Origin of the sequence: Halodesulfovibrio marinisediminis DSM 17456 (assembly GCF_900129975.1) — a bacterium.
Classification (GTDB): domain Bacteria; phylum Desulfobacterota; class Desulfovibrionia; order Desulfovibrionales; family Desulfovibrionaceae; genus Halodesulfovibrio; species Halodesulfovibrio marinisediminis.
The window spans coordinates 430636-455840 of sequence record NZ_FSRG01000006.1; the positions used below are offsets into that span (position 1 = coordinate 430636).

The following is a 25205-nucleotide window of genomic DNA, read 5'->3' on the forward strand; positions in this document are numbered from 1 at the left end:
GATGTCGCCTCCACTCAAGAGCGGGAATAACTCAGTGGTAGAGTACAACCTTGCCAAGGTTGGAGTCGCGAGTTCAAATCTCGTTTCCCGCTCCAAAAGCATTCTAAGCCAGTTCATTGAACTGGCTTTTTTTGTGTCTATCATCCACCTATCACAACACTATTACGGCATGCCCTCACTTTGCTGATCTTTTTCTTTCATACTAGACTATGTTCTTTTATCTACGTCATCAGTTCACAACATTTTTAGAATAAGAAAGACATACATAACAAAAAAATCCCCTGCACAAACTCTGTGCAGGGGATTTCTTACTTATTGTACTAGATTGCTCATTGCATTACGCAACGCCACGCGCCTTGTTAAAATATTTTTCACGAACTTTATCGAACACAATGACCGTTCGGAAACACGAGACTATTATTGCAAAAATGGAGAACCCTAAAATCAGCTGCTTCTGAATATCCCATTTTTCTTTAAATAATAGTCCAGTTGCCCACTCCATGCCCGACTGTTCTCCGTAAAACATAGATAAAGGAAGCGCCACAACAACAATGCACATAAAGGCAACTTCAACCCAGAAGAAGGTTCGCGCCATAATGAGCATAAACAATGTGGAATCGCGCACTACTTTTAAAAACTTTAAACGCTTTTCTAGTTTTTCAAGACGCTTTTCCTCTGTCTCAGCAACAGACTGCGCTTTTTTGAATATATCAGCTACCTGAAAATGTGTTTTGAGCGCCCATTTAATATTTGCAGCACACACATTATAGTTTTTATTAAATTCAACAAGCGCCCTCGGGAACGGGAACCAAGCAGCCTCTTCGCGAATATAATGCAAGCGCTCTCTGTGATCTTGAAATTTTTTCTTCAACGCACTTGCTTCTTTTGTGACATACCTGTCCAAATCTTTCGCAAGATTTTTACAGCCATGCAGAATAAGCATAAATGACACGTAATTTTTAATATCACTCGCAGCGGTCATCCGTTCAATCCGCTTCATGCTTTTTGCAAAGAACGGGCTTCCCTCATCGAACCATTCATGTACTTCTTTCTTCAGGTCTTCCAACTGTTCAAGGGCCTTTTCCACCTGACTCTCGGCCTCTATCCACGGAGAATGCAAAGCGGATAAAACCTGAATGTGACCACGCTCCATCTCAGGATCAATAAGTACACGGTTAAAGTATTGAGGTGTTTTTTGAACCAGTTCGATAAGCGAAGACATGGCTTGTTCTGCAAAACCGATCTTAACCTGGCATACTGACTTACGATACTGCGCATCCTGCATAGTAGGACACATCCGCAACACTCGACTATATAAATCAGATGCCTGCTGGTATTGAGCCGTATATTCAAGCAATCTTGCCTGCAAGAATACGCAGTATGCTTGCTTCATCATAGTGGTGGAAAGAATCTCTGCTTCTTTCCACATCATCATAGCCTTGTGATTGTCACCACGCTCCATGGCAACAAATCCTGCCAGCATACGTGGTCTTGCATCACGCGGAGCACGTATTGACAAGTTTGAAAGTTCCTTGTCAGCTACTAGCAAATCACCTGAAAGCAAATATCCAAGCGTACTCCAGACAGGGTTATTGTCACGCGGCACAACTTCCTTCAGCCCTTTATCAAAGTCTTTGCCCCGACAAACCCACATATGCTGCATCATACGCAGCTGAGAAATCTGATTCACACCATACACTGCGTTCAGCAAAATTCCTTCATGCCCTTTTGAGGTCTGAATTTCTTTCAACGCCTCAATATCGTCCTTGCCTAATTTTGCATCAATCGTCTCAAAGGCTTTGTTGAACTCTTCAAAATTTAATCTGGAAAGTTCATGCCATACCTTAGGAGTGAGCTTGGACAAGGCTTTTGTCGGACACTTATGCGATGAATGCGAACGCATACCGCAGTAAAAACAATGATCATTACTTCCTGCAATAAGGCGCTTGGAAATTTGTACAGGCAAAATGCCACTTTCTTGAGAATGATTCACCGTAAGAGTTACCTTACACCAGTCATCAACACTGCTTGCGTCTAAAGAGAAGTTCACGTCATGAACTTCAAAAGAACTTCCAAGCAGGTAACCGGAACGATAACTCATATGTGGAAAATCAGGGACCAGTTGGTTCCAGTCCAACGCCATTTTTTTCGGCAAGTCAGGAGTAAAGTTCAACCCGCGTTTGTTAGTCACTGCCACGACTGCAGGCCAATACAGCTCTCGTTTTGTCGCTTTAATCCTCTCCACCAACATCAAATGCTCGCGCGTCCATTGGCGGAGCATCTGTAAGTTCTCCAACTGGAAGACTAAGTAACTATCCTGAACAATAAATTTAATCTTTAACTGTTCAAAAAGGTTCTTTATTTCACTGGAATAAATTCTCCAATTTTCAAGAAAATTCTTCTCCATGGAATTACCAAGCGGCTTGATTACACCATACCACCCCAGCGACGACTGGTATGGAAGCCTTGGGTCAACCATCAGCGATGTCCACTCAACAGGCGCTAAACCGGAACGAGAGCTTTCCGGCTTAAATGTCAGTCCCGGAATCCCCCTGCCATCATTGCGACACTTCGGATGCACAAAAATCTGGCAACTATCTGAAACAATTACGGACTGCGCCATAATTGCCGGTTCTACTGAAAACGATTTTTCACGTTTTGGGCTGAATAATAATTTTGCCGGAAGCAACTGAGCGTACAACTGCAATGAGTTAAACTTAGCCCACACACTCAGTCTGGCAGCAGCCAAAAATACATCTGAACTAAAGAAGAACCACAACGCTTGATCTCTATCAACTTCTACCTGTAATCCACCGTAATCCTGCAATGTCTGCACTACTGCAGGATTAAGTTCGCCATTCCAGCAAATCCACATGCCGTAGCCTGTAGCCACCATGCGGGATTCTTGAAACATAGGAAGTTTGTTGAGCAAGTTTGATAAATGAGGCATATCTACCTTTCACCATTACTTTTGGGAGGACTTATGGACATTACCAGAACTCTGGCTGAACTGAAAAAAGACCCAGGTTTTGCCGAAAACGTCGGCATGACACTTATTCACAATGGCACTGTACGCGGTTGGTCTCGCAAAGACCGACAAGAAGTTAAAGCAATTCGCGTCCGCCATGATTACGATAAAATTGAAAGTATTCGCAAAGAGCTTGAACAGAACGAAGGCATTTACCGCATTATTACCGAAGCATACGAAGGCGACTTTAAGCCCGGCGATGATGTAATGTACCTTATTGTTGCAGGCGACATTCGTGAAAACGTAAAAGCAACTCTTGCGGAACTGCTTGATAGAATCAAATCTGAAGCAGTTACCAAAGAAGAAATTTTTGCCTAAATACTAATCGGCATATTTCCACTTTTCACTAGATTCAGATTAATTCCATTCTAAGCATGGCGCTTTTTTCCTAACCGCCGCTTAATAATTAAAATTTGCAATATTTATTCCAATAAAAAAGAGCCTGCATACATTATGCAGGCTCTTTTTTATTAAAACACTATCGTTCACAAACACTTGCTGATTGCGGACAATGAATATTGAGGATACTCCGTAGCACAACCTCAAGTTCCGCATTATCCATTGCTTCAAAGTGCCTCAAGTCAATGAACTTTTTTTGTATACAAAAGACATCCAACATACATCTGAATGCTTCCGGATCCTTTGGCAACAGGTCACTTCCTTCCACAGTGTCAGCGTAACTACGCAACAATACTCCACCTGCATTCCTGCGCCACACTTCTGCCCATATCTCGAGCATATCCTTGTCTTCATGACGAATAAACGAAGAATGACGCAATACTCTTAAGGCTGTAATCTGAAGTGAATCCAGCAGATCAACAATATCGCGTAAGCCGCTGTCCTTTAACCTTCGAGCCGTAAACGAACGATACTTATACCCTTCAAAATTGACGAAAAGAAAATCTTTACCTGTATAGAATATTCTCCGGAGGTATAAATTTCCATGCACTCTAATTTTATGGCAATCGTACTGATAGTCTAAAAATTGTTTTGCATTCTTAAGTAGTTGCTTCCTTCGCCCCAGTACCATATCAACGTATGGAATCACACTACTGTGCAATTTCCCTCGATTTTGATGAAGTTTATCCATCGTGCGCTTCATCACACTTTGCACACTTTGATACACAGAACGGGCGTACAATTTTGAATAAGGCTCTGGAGCAAAATCTTTACGTGCACCTCGTCTAGACAGTGCCAGATGCATTTCACCCAGCCTTTTTCCTAGCAGAGTAAAAAAGGTCACATCTGCTTCAGTCAATACCTCAGTAGAATTCAAGTCTAGGCGCTCAAAGGCAATCTCAAAGATATCTGCATCAAACTCTTCCGGTGCTTTTTCAATAGCTTTATCACTAGCAAGACGTCCCTCATAGAAACGTGTCACACTATCGACGACCATCTGTCTTACATCAGACTCACAATGAATATACTCGGTGAATGATCCCACATAATGCTCGTCTCCCTTGCTGCAAATATACTTTAAGGCACCAAAATATTGCGGCACATTCGGATAACCACATCTCACCGACAAGTGTTCCATCATTTCTGCATCTGGATTAATGCCGTCACTAAGCCTGCGATACATCCGGAAAAACAAATCATTACCACAGATAACAGCACTGGATTCCGGATTCTCTTTCCACCAACCAAAACACGGACGAAGCATAGGAAGCCTGCGCCTATCCTGCAGAACGGTAAACACGCCATGTCTACCGGAAATGGACTTCACCTGCTTATATAGATTGATAAACGATTCGCAACTCCAACCTTCCACAAAGCCTTCGATCAATACCGCAGGCTTGCTGTCCCCCTCTATCGTACAGATAAGCTCAGGTCTGCGTGCTGTTGCAATATCAGTTGCGGCTTCCCCTTCCACCCGACTGACAAACAACGAATAAAGCTCTGTCGGTTGCTGCATATAGCGCACAGCAACAACAAGAAGCCAACACTGTTGTGTTTCACGACCAAACGGCAATGCTTCTAAGATATTAATTTCGCGTAAAATTGCAGTGGACGACAAGAGTCTGTTGCGACGTATGAAATACGATGGAAGAACACTCTCAACCCCACTTCTGAAATCAGCATCGAACATATTTACAGTTGTAGAAGAGGTAACTACAGGAACAACTTCTGAGCGCGCCACTTCTTCTGCAATATTTCGGTGCAGCTTAAACATGTAATACCCATGCGGGTTAAGTGTCAGATCATAGGCGGCGGTTCGTACCATAGGGAATCTTGTGTGTGACATCAGCTCAATTGGCTCACACCCTTCAAAACCTGACAGAACTAATGAAGCGGCCTGTGGAAACCGTGATAAGTTGCATACAATTAATATATGTTCATCCTTGTAACTTCGAATAAATGCCAACACCTTATGGTTATCCGGCATAAGAAACGAAACATCCCCTCGCGCAAATGCAGGGTACATTTTACGCATGGCAATCATCCCTTTCATCCACCAAAATAAAGAGGACCTGTTACTCTGTGCCGTCTCAACATTAATAGCTTCGTAATGATACTCTGGATCAATAATAACAGGTAGATACAAACTCTGTGGATTTGATCGGGAAAAACCGGCATTTCTGTCCGCGCTCCATTGCATTGGAGTGCGAACACCGTCACGGTCGCCTAGATAGTAGTTGTCCCCCATAGCTATCTCATCACCGTAATACAAAACAGGTGTTCCAGGCATAGAAAACAGCAGAACATTCATCAGCTCTATCTTACGTCTGTCATTCCCCAGCAACGGAGCAAGCCTGCGACGAATTCCCAAATTAATCCGACTCTTCGGGTCACGGGCATACATCCTGTACATGTAATCCCGTTCTTCATCAGTTACCATTTCAAGTGTCAGTTCATCATGGTTACGCAGGAAAATAGCCCACTGAGCAGTTTCAGGGATAGACGGTGTCTGTTCTAGGATATCAAGGATTGGATATCTGTCCTCCATCTCAAGAGCCATGAACATGCGTGGCATCAACGGAAAATGGAATGACATATGGCATGCATCACCATCTCCAAAATATTCTGCAGCGTCTTCCGGCCATTGGTTAGCCTCTGCAAGCAACATGCGGTCTTTGTATCTTTCATCAAGGCGAGCACGAAGCTTCTTCAAAAACTCAAAAGTCCTTGGTAAATTCTCGCAGTTAGTTCCTTCCTCTTCATAAAGATACGGAACTGCGTCCAAACGCACGCCATCCACCCCCATCTTGAACCAGAAATCAAACACCTTGAATAGGGCCTTATGCACCTGTGGGTTCTCGTAGTTCAAATCTGGCTGATGATGGTAAAAACGATGCCAGTAATATGCTTTGGCTTCAGGATCCCAACTCCAGTTGGATGGTTCGAAATCCTTAAAGATTATTCGGGCATCCCGATATTTATCCTGCGTATCGCTCCATACATAAAAATCTCTATGAGCAGACCCAGCCGGAGCCTTCCGAGCACGCTTGAACCATTCATGCTGATCTGAAGTATGATTAAGAACCAGCTCAATGATAATCCGCAAGTCACGTTTATGCGCCTCACGAATGAGCTTTTTAAAATCTTGAATCGTCCCGTATTCAGGGTTTACATTCATGTAATCCTGAATGTCATACCCATCGTCACGCAATGGTGAAGGGAAAAAAGGCAACAACCAAACAGCCGTAACCCCAAGGTCCTGCAAGTAATCAAGCTTTTCAATTACCCCTTGGATATCGCCTTTACCGCTCCCTGTAGAGTCGTTAAACGATTTAATATGCAACTCATAAATGATTGCATCTTTATACCATGTGGGGTTGTTAGCATCGGAAACTTTTCTTTTCGGCATAGGACTTCCTGCACGTTAAGAGAAAATAGTCGTCTCACCATACCAAGGAGTCACCTTGGATGTAATGTGATTATTTTACCTAAAGTGTTTCTGAATACTATTATGCCTACAACAGTTGCTTGAAGCAGTTACGAGCCCCCTTTTAAAAAGGCTCTCTCTCCCTGTCCTTGCCCCCAAAGAACATTCACTCCATCAACTTATATTATTAACTAAATAACAAAAAAGGCTGTCCTTATGCAAAGGACAGCCTTTTTAATTCACGAAAGATATTGAAACATAAGCCGCTTATTACTAATGCAACGGGCTTGCCTCACAATCAAAAGGTTCTTAAGCCGCAGCAGGCTCTCAAGAACACTCTACGACTTAGAATGCACCAAGACCTTTAAGAAGCACGATGAACACGAGGATTGGTGTCACGTACTTAACGAGCATGAACCAAATTTTCAGAACACCTTCGTTAGCAAGAGCGCCACCGTTAGTAAGACATTCTTTGGAACGTTCCCAGCCCCATACCCAACCTACGAACAGACAGATAAACGCGCCGCCGGAAGGAAGGAGAATGTTAGAACTTAGGAAGTCATACATATCAAAGAAGTTTTTACCAAAAATAGTCACATCAGAAAGAACACTGAAAGACAAGGTAGCCGGAGCACCACACAATCCAATACCGATAGCAACGATAATAGTCGCTGTCTTACGGGAGAAGGACGGAACAGTTTCAACAAGAAACGCTACAGGAACCTCGAACAGGGAACACATAGCGCCGATGGTTGCTACGGAAGTGAGTACGAAGAACAGTGTCATAAAAAGCTGACCAGCTGGAAGTGCGCTAAATACAGCAGGCATAGTCATAAAGAGCAGACCAGGTCCAGCTGTCGGCTCCAGACCGTAGTTAAATACTGCCGGGAAGATAGCAATACCAGCAAGCATGGATACGGTAAGGTCGGCGAGCATTACACGCATGGTAGTTTTTGGAATATCCGCTTCATCAAGGAAGTAACTACCATAGGTCATCATAGTACCCATACCCAAAGAAAGCTTGAAGAATGCAAGCCCCATTGCATTAAGTACTACTTCGATTGTAATTTTGGAGAAATCTGGAGCAAACAGGAACGCAAGACCTTCGCTAGCTTTTGGAAGCATAAGGGAACGTACACAGATTGCACACAGCATAAAGAACAAAACCGGCATAAGAATTTTGGTTGTTTTTTCAATACCCTTAGAAACACCTGCGATAAGAATAAGTGCAACAAGAGCAAGAACAAACCACTGCCAAACAAGAGAAGCTGTTGGGTCAGATACCATGGACCCGAATGCAGCTTCCCCAACTGACTTATCAAGACCAAGAAGCTGACCGGAAGCAGCTTTTATTACGTAAGAAAAAACCCAGCCTGCTACGTCTGAGTAGAAAGCCATGATGCAGAATGCAGCCAGAACACCACCGCAACCTACGAGAAACCAAGGAGAACCCGGAGCAACTTTGTACCAGGTACCAATTGCATTTTGACGAGCCTTACGACCAAGCATAATTTCGCCAATCATTACAGGAAGGCCAACTACAAGAGTGGCAAGCAAATATACGATAAGGAAAGCAGCACCACCGCCTTCACCTGTCATGTACGGGAATTTCCAGATGTTACCAAGCCCAACTGCTGAGCCCAAAGTCGCGGTGAGTACACCAAGAGCAGTGGCGAACCCTTCACGATTGTTCACAGGAGACGTCATTTTCCACCTCAACGAGTTTTACAGTTTTGTTATTTGTCGTCCCCGTTGTAGTTCGCAACGGCGATGCATTCAAGTCTTTTTGGTCACATTAGCCATTCCAATTTGTCATACCCCACCGCATTGCTCAGTAAAAAAAGAAATACGTTCTGTTTTTTCAATGAATGATAACTGTTAGTTAGTGCTTTTTATTATCACATAAAGCAATCACTCCATAATAACCAAGTAACACCACTATTAAAATTCTAAAATGATCACTGAAAGCAAATCTTTCTCCCATTACTTTTATTCTTTGCACAAAAATGAAAAACCAATGAACTATATTTTGCAGTATTTTTCTAATTTCACACACGAGACAAAAAAAAAGAGCCCTTTCACGTCTGTGAAAGAGCTCTCTAACAATACCCCGGATTGACCGTTACCGATGAGACCTTGCAAAATCCTTTTTTTAAAAGGATATGGCAGCCGCCGTCAGGAGCAACTCAATCCCCTTTGGTGACAACGGCAAGGTGCCTGCATGTAATAGTATTGATTCTGCCTACGTATCAAAGGCTGACGAATCATCCAGGAAATTCTATTAATTCGCGCGGGCACGTGCCTCTTCGCGTATTTCTTCTTTTGCATCAGGCCAAAGCCATTCAGCCCAGCCCATTGGTGTTTCTCTCGAAGGAGTAACAGTAAGGATACATTCTTCTTCGTTGTCCTTACTTACAGTTACTACACTCACTTTTACTGGAACGCCAGCTTTTTTTGCTTTCGGGGAATAAGAAGCTGCCCATGCCGCTGCATCTGCAATAACTTCTTCAGACCACGGTTCACCTTCAAACTGACGACCGATAGATATTGGTCCCGGATAATCCACGACTTTAAACACGAGGTCACTATCCTTTTTAACCTTAAGGAGTGACTCATTATCCATCTGGTTACGTCCAACAGCCATCCAATGTTTGCCAGACCAGTACTGACGACCAATGTTCGACAGTTTAAAGTCTGCAACGGATGGTTTTGGTGAGTATTTAAGTACAGGCCAGTAACGACGACCGTTCTCACGTTCTGTAAGCTTACAGCCCCCACCAGGTGAAGGAATTTCTGTAAACCCGTAATGCTCAGCAAGTCTAAGCTGCTCTTTACGTCCACGACCGTACAAGCCGAGCAGTTTATCACGTTGTACAAGGCCAGACTCTTCCATAGGGGTCGGATCCTGACACAGAGCACATAAAGGACGAAGCAGTACGGACTGCACGTCTGCATCACGCTTAATAACATTAAGGGTGTCTCTGCGCTGCGACATAGGGCGCTGCCCGATGACCTCACCGGAAATAATAAACTTAGCGCCGTATTTGCCCATAAGCTCATGTGCTTTTCTGAGCATCAATATCTTACAGTCAACACATGGGTTCAGGGTTTTACCAAACCCGTGGACAGGGCGCTCAACCATCATACGAACATATTCTTCAGACACATCAACAGCGTCGATTTCCATGCCGTACAATTTTTCCCAGCGGCGCACCATGTGCGGTTTACCAAAAAATGGGGTTACAAAGTGCAACCCTTTTACCCTAAGCCCCTGATCCTGTATTACCTTAACAGCGAGCAGAGAATCCAGTCCACCGGACAGTAATGCCACGGCATCATATTGCTTCGTTACCTTTTCCATGCAGGGCAAATAAGGCTCATTGCATATAAAAGCAAGACCCGTTTTACCCGCAATCTCTATTCCCCTGATTTTATGAATAAAGATTTTCGGACGTTTATTTTTATGATACTATTTAACTGTACAATGTACATAACCTGCGTTGCACCTTTTGGAGATTGCCCCTGACTCAGCGATTTGCTATTCACGATGAGCGCTCCCAAAACAACACTTTCCGCACGGAGATTAAAAAAATGGCTACTAAATCCGCAATGAGTCCGGATGACATGCGTCGTGAGGCTCTTAAAACAGCAATGAGCACTATTCAGCGTAAATACGGACAGGGTTCCGTAATGAAGCTGAATGACGATGCACACGTCGCTATCCCTGTTATTCCTACCGGCTCTATTACACTTGACCTTGCACTGGGTATTGGCGGCATCCCTAAAGGTCGTGTTACTGAAATTTACGGTCCTGAATCTTCCGGTAAAACCACCCTTGCACTGCACGCCATTGCACAGTGTCAGAAACAGGGCGGAACAGCTGCATTTATCGATGCTGAGCATGCGCTTGACCCTACATATGCACGTCGTCTTGGTGTAGACACTGAAGCTCTGCTTATTTCTCAGCCGGATTACGGCGAACAGGCACTTGATATTGCCGACATGCTCGTACGTTCCGGTGCTGTTGATATTATTGTTATCGACTCCGTTGCTGCCCTTATCCCGCAGTCTGAACTTGAAGGTAACATGGGTGAAACACAGGTAGGCAGTCAGGCTCGCCTCATGTCTCACGCCCTGCGTAAACTTACCGGTACCATTCATAAATCCAACGTAAGTGTTATCTTCATCAACCAGATCCGTATGAAGATCGGCACAATGGGCTATGGTAACCCTGAAACCACTACTGGTGGTAACGCACTTAAATTCTACTCTTCTATCCGTATTGACGTACGCCGTATTCAATCTCTTAAAGACAAAGATGAAGTATTCGGTAACCGCACACGCGCAAAAATCGTAAAAAACAAAGTTGCACCACCGTTCCGTGAGGCTTTATTCGATATTTTATACGGAACAGGCATATCCCGTACTGGCGAATTGCTTGATCTTGGTGTAGAACACGGCATAGTAGATAAAAGTGGTGCCTGGTACGCGTATGGCTCTGAACGATTAGGTCAGGGTAAGGAAAACGTTCGAGCTTTCTTGAACGAGAACGACGCGATCAGAGACCAGATTGAAAAGAAATTACTTACACATCTGGGCGTAATTGAGGAAGGAACTGAGGAAGCAAAGCCTGAAGAAGCTGCTGATCCTAAAAAATCTTCCAAAAAATAGCACCGCTTCTCATATTCGAGATAAAGTACGCCGCCCTGTTTTCAGGGCGGCGTTTCTTATAACAATAAGCCGTTAATGTTTTTCCAAGGGAGACAACGCTGTGATGACCGCAAACGAAATTCGAGAGAAGTTTCTCAAATTCTTCGAGGACAGAGGACATGAAATCGTGCCTTCTTCAGGCCTCATTCCTGCCGACGACCCTACTCTGCTCTTCACTAACGCAGGCATGGTTCAGTTTAAAAAAACCTTCCTCGGTCAGGAAAAACGAGCGTATGTGCGAGCCACCTCTTCCCAGAAGTGCCTGCGCGTAGGCGGCAAACACAACGACCTTGAAAACGTAGGCCGTACAGCACGCCACCACACCTTCTTTGAAATGCTCGGTAACTTCAGCTTTGGCGATTACTTCAAAAAAGATGCAATCCGTTACGCATGGGAGTTCATCACTGAAGAACTCAAGCTTCCAAAAGAGAAACTCTACATCACCATCTACAGCGATGATGACGAAGCTAAAGAACTCTGGATGACAGAAGCTGGCGTTCCTGAAGACAGAATTTTCCGTCTCGGCGAAAAGGACAACTTCTGGTCTATGGGGGACACCGGCCCTTGCGGTCCGTGTACTGAAATCCATATCGACCAGGGTGAACACATGACCTGTGGCCCTGACTGCGGTATCGGCAAATGTGACTGTGACCGCTTCCTTGAGATCTGGAACCTCGTGTTCATGCAGTTCAATCAGGACGAACAGGGCATCCGAACTCCTCTGCCTAAACCAAACATCGATACCGGCATGGGCCTTGAGCGTATTGCTGCGGTTTGTCAGGGCGTGTACTCCAACTACGACACAGACCTTTTCCTCGAGTTCATCAACTTTACTGCGAACCTTGCAGGCGTGACCTACAAGAAAGACGGTGATGACGTGGATACAGCTCTCCGCGTTATTGCTGACCACAGCCGCGCTATCGCATTCATGATCAGCGACGGCATCCTTCCTTCCAACGAAGGCCGCGGATATGTTCTGCGCCGCCTCATCCGCCGTGCGTACCGTTTTGGTCGCCTGATGGGGCTTTCCGGCTGCTACATCCACAAATCTGTAGCAAAAGTTGTTGAAGTAATGGGTGACCAGTACCCAGAACTTCGCGAAAACGCAGAGTTCATGGATCGTGTTGTGATCATGGAAGAAGAAGGCTTCAACAAAACTCTGGATAAAGGTCTTGCTCTTCTGGAAGACGAAATCCTTGCTGTTGAAAACACCGCGAAAAAAGAACTCAAAGGCGAAACCGTATTTAAACTGTACGACACTTACGGCTTCCCTATCGACATCATCAACGACATCGCTGAAAAGCGCGGCATCGCTGTTGATGAAGAAGGCTTCAATGCATTCATGGCACAGCAGAAACAGCGTGCTAAGGCTGCTTGGAAAGGCGCAGCTGGTGACACCCTTGCAGCTCGTTTCCAGTCCCTCCTTGAAGAAGGTCTGCGTTGCGAGTTCGTAGGCTACACCAACCTCGGCACTGACAGCCGTATTGCTGTACTCATGAATGAGGACGCAGAAACTGTAGAATCTCTTATTGCTGGCCAAAAAGGCTACCTTGTTACCAGCAAAACTCCATTCTACGGTGAATCCGGCGGTCAGTCCGGTGACCATGGTGAAATATCTGCGGACTCCGGTAAAGCTACCGTACTCGATACTCTGAAGCCTAATGCAGAGCTTACCGTACATCATATCGAAGTTGCTGAAGGCACCATCCGCAACGAACAGGAAGTGAACATGCAGGTAAGCGAAGAACTTCGCCTTGCTGCTGCACGTAACCACACCTGTACTCACTTGCTCCACGCTGCACTCCGCCGCGTGCTGGGTGATCATGTAAAACAGTCCGGTTCTCTGGTAACCCCAGATCGTCTGCGTTTCGACTTCACCCACATTTCCGCTCTTACTCCAGAAGAAATCAAAGCGATTGAACTGGATGTAAACACAGCGATTATGGCAAACATCCCTCTTGATGTTGCGGAGATGGACTACGACAAAGCAGTTGAAAAAGGTGCTATGGCACTCTTCGGCGAAAAATACGAAGACAAAGTACGTGTTGTTGCTATCGGCGACAATTCTGTTGAACTTTGTGGTGGTACTCACCTTTCTGCTACCGGTCAGGCTGGGTCCTTCTTTGTACTGTCTGACAGCGGCGTTGCTGCTGGCATCCGTCGTATTGAAGCAACAACCGGCTTTAACGCACTCAACCTCTCCCTTGGCAACCGTGAAGAGCTGCAGGACATTGCAGGTCTTGTAAAAGGCAAGCCAGGTGATGTTGCTAACCGCGTTAAAGGCCTACAACAGGAAAACCGCTCCCTGCGTAAAGAAATGGAAAAACTCGCAGCAAAAGCGGCTTCCAGTCAGGGTGGCGACCTTATGTCCAACGTTACCGACGTTGATGGCGTAAAAGTCCTCGCAGCACGTGTGGACGTTCCTAACGTAAAAGCACTGCGTGACATCATGGATGACATCCGCTCCAAACTTGGTTCCGGTATCGCATGTCTTGCTAGTGCAGATGCTGAAGGCAAAGTAACCCTGCTCGTGGCTGTTACTAAAGACCTCAATGAGAAGTTCAAAGCTGGTCAGCTCATCGGTCAAATTGCAGCTGAAGTAGGCGGTAAAGGCGGCGGTCGACCTGATATGGCTCAGGCTGGCGGTAACAATCCAAATGGTATCAACGCTGCATTCGACAAGCTTAAAACCCTCATAAAAGGCTAATCAGCCTAATATACCAACGACAATCCCATGCACGAAAGTGCATGGGATTTTTTTATTGCGTACTGCAACATACATCATCGGACATAACTCAATCATCGGACAATTCTTCTTAGGCTTACGACTATGATTCTTTGCATATCGACAATCAGTTACATCCCAGTGTTACAAGCAACAGAAATCTCCTAATATCTCTACAAATAGCTTTCTGCTTCATTATCTCATCTCAGGAAAAACAGGCAAATGCTGCATCATTCAAAATCTAACCAATGAAAAACGGGCTTGAAAGTATTTCGAGCCCGTTTTTCAGTATGTGTTGTGCCAGTCGGCTTATTTACAAAACATTTGCTCCGCCGTTCTGGTGATCAATAGTAAATAACCATGTCCCGTCTTCCTGCTTTTCCAGCACTTCGACACCGCTACTGACCACCTCTTCTCTCTCTCCATCAGGCGTAACGTACACAGAACGATATTTTGATCTGAACAAAACAGTATTCTCTGCTTCAACCTGATATACGGTCTCAATATCAAGTGATTCCACCATGTCAACCATTATGGAAAAAACTCTTCTGATACGACTCGGACCACTCACTTCAAGTTTTCCATCTCGCAGCACCATTACTGCATCATCAGTATACATAGCACAGAGCTGATCAATATTTTTTTCATTCATCGCCTTGACGAACAATGCATGCGCCATGTCCGGATCTGTAATTTTCTCTAGGGGAATCACAGGTTCTTCTGCAAAGGCACCTGCTGGTAGGAGCATACATACCATAAGGAGGCCAACTAGATTTTTCATACATTCTCCATACTCAATTATTACGCGTAGCTAGCTTGAGCTTTCATTCAATAATACACACTGGTACTATCCGAACTTACGTGCAATTATTTCATACGGCTTATCATGCATCACAACCAAAAAAGGCTCGCAGCGTTTGCTGCGAGCCTTTTTACTTTAAGAATGAAAAGATACTAAGATGCGTTGTACACTTCTTCGTTAAGCTCATTCTCAGTGCGAGATACGAGAACTGCAGTCATTGCGTCACCGGAAATGTTAACGGTGGTACGTGCCATATCAAGAACACGGTCAATACCAGCGATGAGCGCAATACCTTCCATAGGAAGACCTACAGAAGAAAGAATCAGGGAAAGCATGATAAGACCTGCACCCGGAACACCGGCAGTACCGATGGAAGCAAGAGTACCGGTCAGCATGATAGTCACAATATTACCAAGAGTAAGATCAATGTTGTATGCCTGAGCAATAAATAACGCACATACACCCTGATAAATTGCTGTGCCGTCCATGTTGATGGTTGCACCAAGCGGAAGCACGAAGCTGGAGATGGAAGGAGAAACGCCGAGGTTCTTTTCAGTACAACGAATTGTCGCAGGAAGAGTACCAGCACTGGATGAAGTAGAGAATGCTACCATCTGGGCATCAACGATGCCGCGGAAGAACTTCACTGGGTTCAGACGACCGATGGTAGTTACGTAGCTACCGTAAGTGAAGAAGATGTGTACAATTGCACCAAGGTACATGGCACAGATGATTTTTGCGAGTGGCAAAAGCGCATCCAGACCGTACTGAGCAACAACTTTTGCGATAAGAGCAGCAACACCATAAGGAGCACACGCCATAACAATTGAAGTCATAGAGTACATTACTTCTGCGAGAGATTCGAAGAAGCTCTTAACAGGAGCACCTTTTTCGCCTGCAAAGTTGATGGAAAGACCAACGAAGATTGCAAACACAATAATCTGCAAGATGTTGCCTTTCACCATTGCGTCAATCGGATTCTTAGGAATAAGTCCGGTCAAAGTATTAGCAAGGGATGGCGCTTCTTTAGTAACCTGCTCACCGGCAGCGGCAAGGTTCATGCCTGCGCCAGGCTGGAGGAGTTCACCAATAATGAGGCCGATAGAAATCGCAATCACGGTAGTGGTGAGGTAAATGCTGATGGTCTTAAAACTGATACGACCAAGTTTTTTCACATCGTCCATGCTGGTCATACCAGTCACGAGGGATGCAAACACCAATGGAACGATCAACATTTTGATTGCATTAATAAACAAAGTCCCTACAGGGGAAACGTATGGTACCACTGCCGGTACAAACGCACCAACAACTACACCTACAATCATACCGATGAGGATTTTAGTCCACAACTTCATTAACAGCTCTCCTTTGCTTGCCGATGCAGCAACATCAAACAAAATTTTTTCAAAACAGCAGCACCGGATTTACAACGACATCTGGCAACACACGCCACGTTCTCCTCTCTGATAACGCAGCCTGCACGTCGCACACCGGCTTTTACACACCTAAATGCTTTACACACTCGCTCAGGTGTTTTTTGAATAACGCTATTAAATAGACTGTTATTCAAAATTCTCCTTATATACTGCTATCCAAGCAACAAAAAAGGCAGACTCATGACTGCCGCTCGTGACTTAAAGTAGACAAAAAATTACGGTGCTAACGCTAAAAGCTTAGGGTGAATATCGCACCTTTGCTTTTTCGTCAAATAAAGCTAACCACCTACTATTGTAGACATATGCAAAAATCGTTAAACACTTCTTTTTAGTTTGATTATCATAGTAAAATTCATTTTTTTACATTTTCGTTACACAAAGTTTTTTTCTTTTGCATAAAAAAAAGTTTTATTATCTGTATAATAGAGGAAAAACCTCTGCACATTTTTTTTATGCAGAGGCTTTTTTCAACATGAGGAGATTTTTTTCATATATGTAAAATTTACAACAGTAATAATTTTTTCAGTCTATTTATGAATATTCTCTGATTATTTCATCAGATTTTTTTTAAAAAAATAACTCTCCACCCTACTACACAAGACAGGTAATGCTGTACTGCAAGATATCTTGCTAGCTACAAATTTTATGCTTTATGCTCTCACCTTCAACTATGAAAACAACCGCTTCGCCAATATTTGTAGCAAGGTCACCAACTCTTTCCAAACTACGGGAGGTTAGAATTGCAGCCACAGCACGTTTAACAGCCGGAGACTCGTACCCCATATAGCTAACCAGTTCCTTGATCACTTCTACATCCAAATCATCACACTCTTGGTCCATACGGCAAACCTCTCGGGCAAGCAAAGAATCCCCCTCACGAAAAGCCACTATTGAGGTCCGTAACATGTCCAATGCAACGGAACATAGTTCTTCCATGTTCTCTTTGAATGGCAATTCCGGTCTTGAGGACAGATACTTGGCCTGACGTGCAATGTTTACAGCCTGATCCCCAATCCGCTCAAGGTTCACAGCCACGCGCATTATCCCAACAATCGAACGTAAATCAATCGCAACAGGGGTATCCAAAGCTAAAAGGCGCAAAGACATTTCATCAATATCGCATTCAATCTCATCAATAAATCTGTCTTCTTTAATTACACGCTCTGCGAGTTCTACATCACGCTGTAAAAGTGCAGTAGTGGCATACTCAATCGCATTCTGAGCCCGTGCCGCCATCTCAAGTAATTTAGCGCGCAGATCATCAAGCTTTGCGTGAAAATGCGTCTCCATATCTTTTCTCCAAAAACGTTAACAACTAATCAAGATTGTTGTGGTAACCGGAGCGGCTAACCGAATCTGCCAGTTATGTAATCTTCTGTCTGCTTCTGCGCAGGTCTTGTAAACAGTACTTCCGTATCACCATGTTCAATAAGTTTGCCCATGTAGAAAAAGGCAGTATTATCAGAAACACGTGCTGCCTGCTGCATGCTGTGAGTAACAATAATGATGGTGTAGTTCTTTTTAAGCTCAAAAATAAGCTCTTCAATTTTCTGCGTAGCAATTGGATCAAGCGCAGATGCTGGCTCATCCATAAGAAGCACTTCCGGCTCAACCGCCAATGCACGAGCAATACAAAGACGCTGCTGCTGTCCACCGGAAAGCCCCAGAGCAGAGGTATCAAGACGATCTTTTACTTCGTCCCAAAGTGCAGCGTGTTTAAGGCTTTCCTCTACTTTTGCAGCAAGGTAAGAAGCATCCTTAATGCCATTTACGCGCAAGCCATATGCAACATTTTCAAAAATAGTTTTCGGAAACGGATTCGGCTTCTGAAAAACCATTCCCACACGACGGCGTAGCTCTACGACATCCAGTTTGGGGGTATAGATATTAGTACCATCAAGAACAATCTCCCCTTCAACTCGCGCCACAGGAATAAGATCGTTCATGCGGTTCAGACAACGCAAAAAGGTTGACTTACCACAACCTGAAGGGCCAATAAGCGCGGTCACCTGATTCTGCGCAAATTCAAGATTAATATCTTCCAATGCCTGAAAATCTCCGTAGTAGAAATTCAGCCCCCTAGCATACATTTTCATATTGATTTACTCCACCATTGCTACAATCATCCGGCTGTCTCTGCAGCTGGAATCTATTCCTTAAATCTATATCCGACACCACGCATGGTTTCGATGTAATTTGCGTAGTCTCCAATTTTTTGGCGCAATCGACGTACATGTGTGTCCACAGTACGGGCGTAGCCTTCAAACTCATATCCCCATACGGTGTTCAACAACTGATCTCGGGTTCGTACTCGACCTTTATTCTTAAGTAGCTCTACGAGTAGTTTAAATTCTGTTGCTGTTAACAACACTTCTTCACCGTCGATAAGAACTTTATAAGCGTCCATATCAACAACAAGACCATCCATTTGAAGACTAGCTGCTTTTGTAACAGGCTCTACTGGTGCATTACGTTTGAGTACAGCGCGCACACGCAATACCAATTCACGCGGACTGAAAGGCTTTACAACATAGTCGTCAGCACCAAGCTCCAGACCGACAACACGATCCACTTCTTCACCACGGGCGGTAAGCATAATAACCGGAATCGACTCAGTCTCAGCATTACGCTTGAGTACCTTGCAGATATCCAGCCCACTCATAGACGGAAGCATAATATCCAGAATCACAACATCAGGAAGCTCTGCCATTGCGGTATCAAGCCCTTCCTGACCATCAGAACGGGTAATGACATTAAACCCTGCTGCTTCAAACGTGAATGTGAGCAGTTGTCTGATATCCTCATCATCTTCTACAAGCAAAATAGTATTAGCCATCTGTTTCCTCCGACTCGCATGACGGTTACATCAGTAATTGATGACAGCCTAATGGAGACATGGTTACATCAATATGACAAAGTGTATTATTTATGAACAATGGTGCGCTATCATACATTTTTTGTTTCAAAAAAACAAAAAAGGTCGGAATCAAACGATTCCGACCTTTTTTGCATTGCTGAAAAAGCAGTGCATTAATCAAAGGAAATGCCAGCCATAAGACCGGTCTCTTCCATTCTAATGTGAATAAGACGGCTAACCCAAGCATCAGTAGCTGCATAGACTATCTGTTGATGTGTCAGCTCCTTGTTCGCCCAGTTGGAGCATTGTGCTCCCTTTGAGATCCTGAAATCCAAAAGATTTGCGGCTAAATTACGCAATCCATGAGTTTCAAGACCTATATGACGGGCGATCTCTCCCAAGTCCACCACACCCTTGTCTTTGAACGAAGACAGCTTCTGCAAATCTTTAATGTCGTCTCTGACGGCTACTCCGGTTTTAAGAATAGTATCGTCGGCAAGTAACGAAATAAGAGGTTCACAAAACGGTACCCAGTTCAATTGGATGAGGAAGACAACATCCGAGCACGCTAATTGTACCAAAGAAGGAAGATTTATTTTGCCTTTCCGGAAAGTTGGCCTTGTTTCGGTATCAAAACCGAGCAAGTCCTCCTCTCTCATACGGTTAACTGCATACTGCAGTTCACCTTCTGTTCGAATAAGACAGATGTCACCATCATATCGTCGTAAAGGCAGCGCGTTTATCTCTTCTTTAGTAATTTTGCGCTTATATAGTTCTGGATCATACATCATAGTCATTTACGTGGGCTACAAGAATACATAACCATACTGTTCTAGTAAAGTCCTTTGACTACATGCAACGCACATCCTACATTCGCGCTACTCCTAAGAAAATTGCATGCAATGATGTAACAAGAACTACAAATAAATTGGTAAGTTTGGGGGAAGTAATGCCAAGGAAGCGTACCTCGGCTGCTCCATGTCTGCAGACTGCAGTACAGTCACGACAAAGCGAACAAGAAAATGCCGGCTTTCCTAGCTCCAATCTTTCCGGCGTAATGGCATTATACCGGCATACGGAAGCGCAAGCATTACACTTTGTACATGCATCGGAAAAACGCAAACGCCACGGACTAATTTTCCCTAACAGATTCGACATGACACCGAGCGGGCAAAATGCGCTGCAATGTACCATCATCTTCATGCGACGGCTCAAGCAGAGCATACTAGCAACGCCAATCAGCCCCAATATTGCCGCAAGCCACACAGCAACAATCACAGAGACACCGGAAAGCCCCATGCCCAATGCTGTAGCAAAAACAATCACAGCAAGAACTATACGAAGTCTAGGGGCCCAAACAGGCAAACACCCTGTTTTTCCTTTGCGTACACGCCCCATTCTGTCATCCCATGCGCCGATGTAACACAAGTGACTACACCATGCGGGACCGACCAGCAGCACGGAGACAGTAAAAAGAATCAGCATAAAAAAGCCGCTGCCCCTGAATAATGGCCCTGCTACAATGAGAGCCGGTACGGGAAGATGCAACGAACCTGTCATCAGAAATACCATAAATCCAAGCAAGCCGAGTGCAAGCTGCCCAAAAAACACAAAGGAGAAAAATGCCCAAGCATAAGAGCGGGCTTTGCGTTGTGTTTTTTTATTCAAAAGAAGCCCGCACAGCCATGCTGCATACACGGCGATACCAAAAATCTCTACAGCCCCGCTGCCCGGCAAAAAACGGTCAGCAAGAAGCAATGTCATGTTCTTGGGCATAATACGGCAGAGCCATAGTCCACCGCAGGTGAGAACAAATACAGCCGCCTGACTTATGGCAATCGCACTCCCCTTATAAAACCTCGCAGCAGCTTTTTCTGTGCTAAGAAGCCATGCCCCAAGCAAACTAAAAGCACAAATACTGGCCATAATAACCGCAAGACGCATCCACGGTTGCCCTACTGCCATTCTAATCTGAACGAAGTCTATCCCTGTTTTTACCCATAAAAATGACCCCACAAACAGTGCGACAGAGCAAACCAGTCGTGCCCATCCTAACCGAGTAAGACACAAGCCAGCCGTGGCGACAATTGCCACGGCAAGCCACATATCGCCAAACCGCAAAAAATGTGCAGCTAGAACAAGCAAGCCCACTATAGGCACAGTAAGCCAACCTGCCCGCATCGGAGAAACAGAAGACGCTTCACTTGAAGCATCAGCTGCCGAATCACACATCTTCTGCAATTTCGTCATGTTTTATCCTTTGCAGCGAACGGCCTTCGCCAGTTCCAACCGCTGCATCAGCGAATCATAATTTTCTTCAACAAGAGTACCGAAGCGAAGTTTTGGCCGATATTGTTCCATGTAGTAAAAGAGAGACTCTGCAACAATTGCAAGAACCTGCTCTTCACAAAAGATACCACCTAGTTCAGAAGCAAGGCGTGGATGCCTTCCAAGCTTACCGCCCAACACAACTCTATACCCGTCCTCAACAGCATGGATTGCTCGTTCCGGACACTTTTCCATGCACATGCCACACGTCATACACTGTTCAAAATCAAAAACAGGCTCACCGTTATCAAAGGAGATCGCCTTGTCCGGACAGATACGCCCACAGAGACCGCAGTGAGAGCATGTATTTGGAACAAGTTCCGGCTGCTTTGCACGTATAATCCCGATATCAGCAATATGCGGACGTGAACAACCATTAGGGCATGCTGCAACAGAAATTTTAAAAGTATGATGGTGTAGCAACGGTCCTCGAATCTGAGTGCGCAAAAAGTTATCCCACCCTGTCTGCTCTACAACGTCTTTAATGGCAGCAGGAAAAGAGCTGTCAGCGTTCATGGCAAAACGACAGTTTCCACCGGAGATACCGCGACAAGAAGTAATTTCAACAGATTCTACAGCTGGTTTAGACATACAAACTCCATACAGATAAAAAAACTGCCCAACTTAACACTCCACTCATACAGCAGCACACATTGGATCAGGTAGTTTTTACGACTTCCAGACCGTATCACTACCGCAAGATACCTATGTATTAGGTTGAAGCAGTTGAATAATCATAAAAAAACGGCACAAGATTACTGTGACATACATCACACTCTTGTGCCGATTCCGGTTTTACAAGTGCTTATTAAGAACATATCCTGATAGCAAGCAGTTCTCAAGCACGTCATACTACTTACCGATGCAGAAACTCTCGAAGATTTTGTTCAGGATTTCATTCGGTGTTGTTTCGCCTGTAATTTCAGACAAAATAGAACACGCTGTTTCAAGACGCACACCAAGTAGATCATAAGGAACCTGCATAGCAAGGTCATCAAGAAGCCCCTCAAGCTCAGTAGCAGCCTGCTCAAGGGCATGGCTCTGGCGCAGGTTTGGAACAAGATCGCCTGCTTCAGGCTCCTTAGCCTCCCCGCTACGCAAGAGGATATTGGAACGAATAGCATCAGCTAGCTTATCCAGCCCGTCGCCCAATTTGGCAGAAATCTGCACCAAATCACAACCTGCGGAATCAATAGCCTGTGCTTCTTCAACTAAATCAACTTTGTTCCACACAAGAAGAACTTTTTCTGCACCGACAGAAGCAATAAGCTCACGCTCATGCTGACCAAGTCCACGGGTAGCATCAACAACAAGCAACACTAGGTCAGCCTGTGACGCAAGGTCACGACTCAAGCGAACACCTTCCTGCTCTACGATGTCACCTGTCTCACGAAGGCCTGCGGTATCCACCAGTCGAATTGGCAGCCCGTCGAAGGTAAGATGCTCTTCCAGAAAATCTCGAGTGGTACCCGGAATATCAGTAACAATCGCTCGTTTACGACCCAGCAGTCCGTTCATAAGGCTGGATTTACCAGCATTAACCTGACCAGCGAGTACTACAAGAGCACCATCACGCCAACAACGTGCACGGTCAAAGTTACCAAGCAAGGTTCGAATTGCTTCCATAACGGACGCAATATCGTCAGTAAATTCCTGCGGGTCGAGACATTCAAGATCTTCTTCAGGAAAATCCACTGCTACACACAGCTTCATACGAACAAGTTCGAGGCGGGTACGAAGTTCAGCAATACGCTTTCCTAACAGACCATCAAGCTTAGCCTGTGCAAGACGAACACCTTCACGAGCCGGAGCTGCAATCATTTCCGCAATAGCTTCAACCTGAGTTAAGTCCATACGACCGTTCAGAAAAGCACGCTTTGAAAATTCACCACTATCTGCCGGACGCGCACCTAAGGAAAAAACTGCCTCAAGCACACTGCTTAAAATCGCCGGTCCACCGTGGCAGTGGATCTCTGCACACTCTTCACCGGTGAATGTTTTTGTACCCGGCATATGCACAACCAGTACGTCATCCAGATCTTCGCCCTTTGCATCTAATATATGCCCGTGATGAAGCACCCAAGGACGAAAGTCTGTAAAACTTTTGCTGGAAGAGCGGAACAGTTTGCGCAGAATAGTACCGGCATTATCACCGCTAATGCGAATGATGCCAATACCACCCTGCCCCATTGCTGTGGCGATTGCTGCAATTGTATCGTTCTGGGTCATGACTGTGTCCTAAAAATTTTTTCATAAAGAGTAACACAAAAAAGAGGAGCCGAGGGCTCCTCTTTTTTAATACTGTATCGTCAAAAACGCTATTTGCGTTTGCGACTGATGATAACACGCTTAAGCGGGCCATCACCTTTACTACGAGTCTGAATTTCATCATCTTCCTGTAAAGCAAGATGAACAACTCGGCGATGATAGGAGCTGAGAGGACGGGTAGACTGCGGCTTGCCCATGTTCTTAGCTTTTTCAGCCAAGTGAAGAGCGATATCACGCAGTTTTTCATCCTGACGCTCGCGGTAGTCGCCAGTATCCAGTTGTACTCGTACTGCAACACCGAAAATCTTAGCGACAATACGGTTTGCAAGGTACTGGAATGAAGCAAGTGTCTGGCCTTCACGACCAATCAGGAGTCCAGAGTTATCACCGCTTGAAATGGAAGCTTTTACACGTCCGTCTTCGATGCGGGCTTCTACCGGAGTCTCACCGATTACAGGAGTAATAAGGCGGTTTACTACTTCTGTTACGACCTTCAAAAGCTCGGCCTGATCGAGCTCATCAAGGTTTGCCTCAGGGATCGGTTCCGCTTTAACCGGTTCAATAACAGGTTCCGGTTTTGGAGCCGGACGCTGTTTTTTAGGAGCCGGAGCAGTTTCCGATTTTGGAGCCTGCTGTTTCTGCGGACGACGGCGCTGACCATTACGACTGCGCTTTTGCCCTTCCAGCTTCTCTTCACTTACCTCGTGCTTCTTACGAGCAGGTTTAGCACCTTGAGGCTTCTCAGAAGGCTTCTGGGTCTGTTTTTTCTGACCACGACTGCCTTCCTGTTTAGAGCGCTGGGAGCGTCCACGTTCCTGCTTTGGTTTTGCAGCCTGAGCTTCTTCAGGAGATGCTTCAGGCTTTTCTTTCGTTTTTTGTTGTTTAACAGACTGAGTTTTTTCTGGACGCCTTTTCGGGCGTTCCTGCTGTTTCGGCTTCTCAGTCTTGCGCTCGGTTTCAGGTTCCGCCGTAACCGATGCGGCACTTTTCTTAGGGCGTCGGGAAGTTTCTAACGGGGCTGACAGGGTTTGAGTATCAAACTGCACCTGCATTCTTCGAGCTTTAATCTTAGCTTTTTTTGCCCCAACTAAACCAAAAATACCGGTCTTTGCGTCATTAATGAGGTCAATTTCCAGTTTTTCCCGAGGACTATTGAAGTAGCGACACGCTTCCTCAATAGCGTTGTCAAGGGTCTTACCCTTGAACTCTTTGTATCCATCCATGC

The 25205-nt window shown here is 45.0% G+C and carries 17 protein-coding genes and 1 tRNA gene; 4 read left to right on the forward strand and 14 right to left on the reverse strand.

The annotated features are described in order from the left end of the window. Nucleotides 1–20: 20 nt before the first annotated feature. Nucleotides 21–95, forward strand: a tRNA-Gly gene (locus BUR09_RS13210). Between the two features lie 242 nt (nt 96–337). Here BUR09_RS13210 and BUR09_RS13215 read toward each other — a convergent pair. Then, on the reverse strand, nt 338–2950 hold the full coding sequence (locus tag BUR09_RS13215; RefSeq protein WP_074217415.1) for a tetratricopeptide repeat protein: 2613 nt from the start codon (nt 2948–2950) through the stop codon (nt 338–340). A 33-nt stretch (nt 2951–2983) separates the two neighbouring features. On the opposite strand from BUR09_RS13215, the gene BUR09_RS13220 reads away from it, so the two are divergent. Next, nucleotides 2984–3346, forward strand: coding sequence for a molybdenum cofactor biosynthesis protein MoaE (locus BUR09_RS13220; RefSeq protein WP_074217416.1), 363 nt, complete (start codon nt 2984–2986; stop codon nt 3344–3346). A 160-nt stretch (nt 3347–3506) separates the two neighbouring features. On the opposite strand, the gene treS is transcribed toward BUR09_RS13220, so the two are convergent. From treS to BUR09_RS13235, 3 genes are all read right to left on the reverse strand, one after another. Further along, the gene (gene treS / locus BUR09_RS13225; protein ID WP_074217417.1) at nt 3507–6836 is read right to left on the reverse strand and encodes a maltose alpha-D-glucosyltransferase; all 3330 of its coding nucleotides are present in this window, start codon (nt 6834–6836) and stop codon (nt 3507–3509) included. A gap of 363 nt (nt 6837–7199) precedes the next feature. Beyond that, nucleotides 7200–8561 (reverse strand): sodium-dependent transporter, encoded by a 1362-nt coding sequence (locus tag BUR09_RS13230; protein WP_074217418.1) that lies wholly within the window; start codon nt 8559–8561, stop codon nt 7200–7202. A 574-nt stretch (nt 8562–9135) separates the two neighbouring features. Further along, nucleotides 9136–10215 carry an adenine nucleotide alpha hydrolase family protein gene (locus tag BUR09_RS13235; protein WP_074217419.1) on the reverse strand — a complete coding sequence of 360 codons (1080 nt, stop codon included), beginning with the start codon at nt 10213–10215 and terminating at the stop codon, nt 9136–9138. A 230-nt stretch (nt 10216–10445) separates the two neighbouring features. Between BUR09_RS13235 and recA the strand changes: the two genes are divergently transcribed. Next, nucleotides 10446–11525 carry a recombinase RecA gene (recA, locus tag BUR09_RS13240; protein WP_074217420.1) on the forward strand — a complete coding sequence of 360 codons (1080 nt, stop codon included), beginning with the start codon at nt 10446–10448 and terminating at the stop codon, nt 11523–11525. Nucleotides 11526–11625: 100 nt separating this feature from the next. Further along, nucleotides 11626–14271, forward strand: a complete 2646-nt coding sequence (alaS, locus tag BUR09_RS13245) for an alanine--tRNA ligase (protein WP_074217421.1) — start codon at nt 11626–11628, stop codon at nt 14269–14271. A gap of 331 nt (nt 14272–14602) precedes the next feature. Here the strand turns inward: alaS and BUR09_RS13250 are convergent, their stop codons facing one another. The 10 genes from BUR09_RS13250 to BUR09_RS13295 all read right to left on the reverse strand — a co-directional run bounded on the left by BUR09_RS13250 (nt 14603) and on the right by BUR09_RS13295 (nt 25203). Beyond that, entirely contained in the window at nt 14603–15070 is a 468-nt protein-coding gene (locus tag BUR09_RS13250; RefSeq protein WP_074217422.1) for a YybH family protein, read from the reverse strand. Between the two features lie 173 nt (nt 15071–15243). Next, nucleotides 15244–16446 (reverse strand): dicarboxylate/amino acid:cation symporter, encoded by a 1203-nt coding sequence (locus BUR09_RS13255; protein ID WP_074217423.1) that lies wholly within the window; start codon nt 16444–16446, stop codon nt 15244–15246. Between the two features lie 711 nt (nt 16447–17157). After that, nucleotides 17158–17817 carry a phosphate signaling complex protein PhoU gene (phoU, locus tag BUR09_RS13260; protein WP_074217424.1) on the reverse strand — a complete coding sequence of 220 codons (660 nt, stop codon included), beginning with the start codon at nt 17815–17817 and terminating at the stop codon, nt 17158–17160. Between the two features lie 56 nt (nt 17818–17873). Further along, entirely contained in the window at nt 17874–18623 is a 750-nt protein-coding gene (gene pstB, locus BUR09_RS13265) for a phosphate ABC transporter ATP-binding protein PstB (RefSeq protein ID WP_074217425.1), read from the reverse strand. 53 nt (nt 18624–18676) lie between these two features. Next, complete coding sequence (locus BUR09_RS13270; RefSeq protein ID WP_074217426.1) at nt 18677–19363, reverse strand: response regulator; 687 nt, start codon at nt 19361–19363, stop codon at nt 18677–18679. A gap of 194 nt (nt 19364–19557) precedes the next feature. After that, a complete protein-coding gene (locus tag BUR09_RS13275) occupies nt 19558–20175 on the reverse strand; it encodes a 3'-5' exonuclease (RefSeq protein ID WP_074217588.1) in 618 nt (205 codons plus the stop codon). Nucleotides 20176–20251: 76 nt separating this feature from the next. After that, on the reverse strand, nt 20252–21634 hold the full coding sequence (locus BUR09_RS13280; protein ID WP_084539484.1) for a 4Fe-4S binding protein: 1383 nt from the start codon (nt 21632–21634) through the stop codon (nt 20252–20254). 3 nt (nt 21635–21637) lie between these two features. Further along, nucleotides 21638–22303 (reverse strand): 4Fe-4S binding protein, encoded by a 666-nt coding sequence (locus BUR09_RS13285; protein WP_074217427.1) that lies wholly within the window; start codon nt 22301–22303, stop codon nt 21638–21640. 261 nt (nt 22304–22564) lie between these two features. Beyond that, nucleotides 22565–23941, reverse strand: a complete 1377-nt coding sequence (gene mnmE / locus BUR09_RS13290) for a tRNA uridine-5-carboxymethylaminomethyl(34) synthesis GTPase MnmE (protein ID WP_074217428.1) — start codon at nt 23939–23941, stop codon at nt 22565–22567. A gap of 89 nt (nt 23942–24030) precedes the next feature. Next, nucleotides 24031–25203, reverse strand: a complete 1173-nt coding sequence (locus BUR09_RS13295; protein ID WP_074217429.1) for a Jag family protein — start codon at nt 25201–25203, stop codon at nt 24031–24033. Nucleotides 25204–25205: the final 2 nt, after the last annotated feature.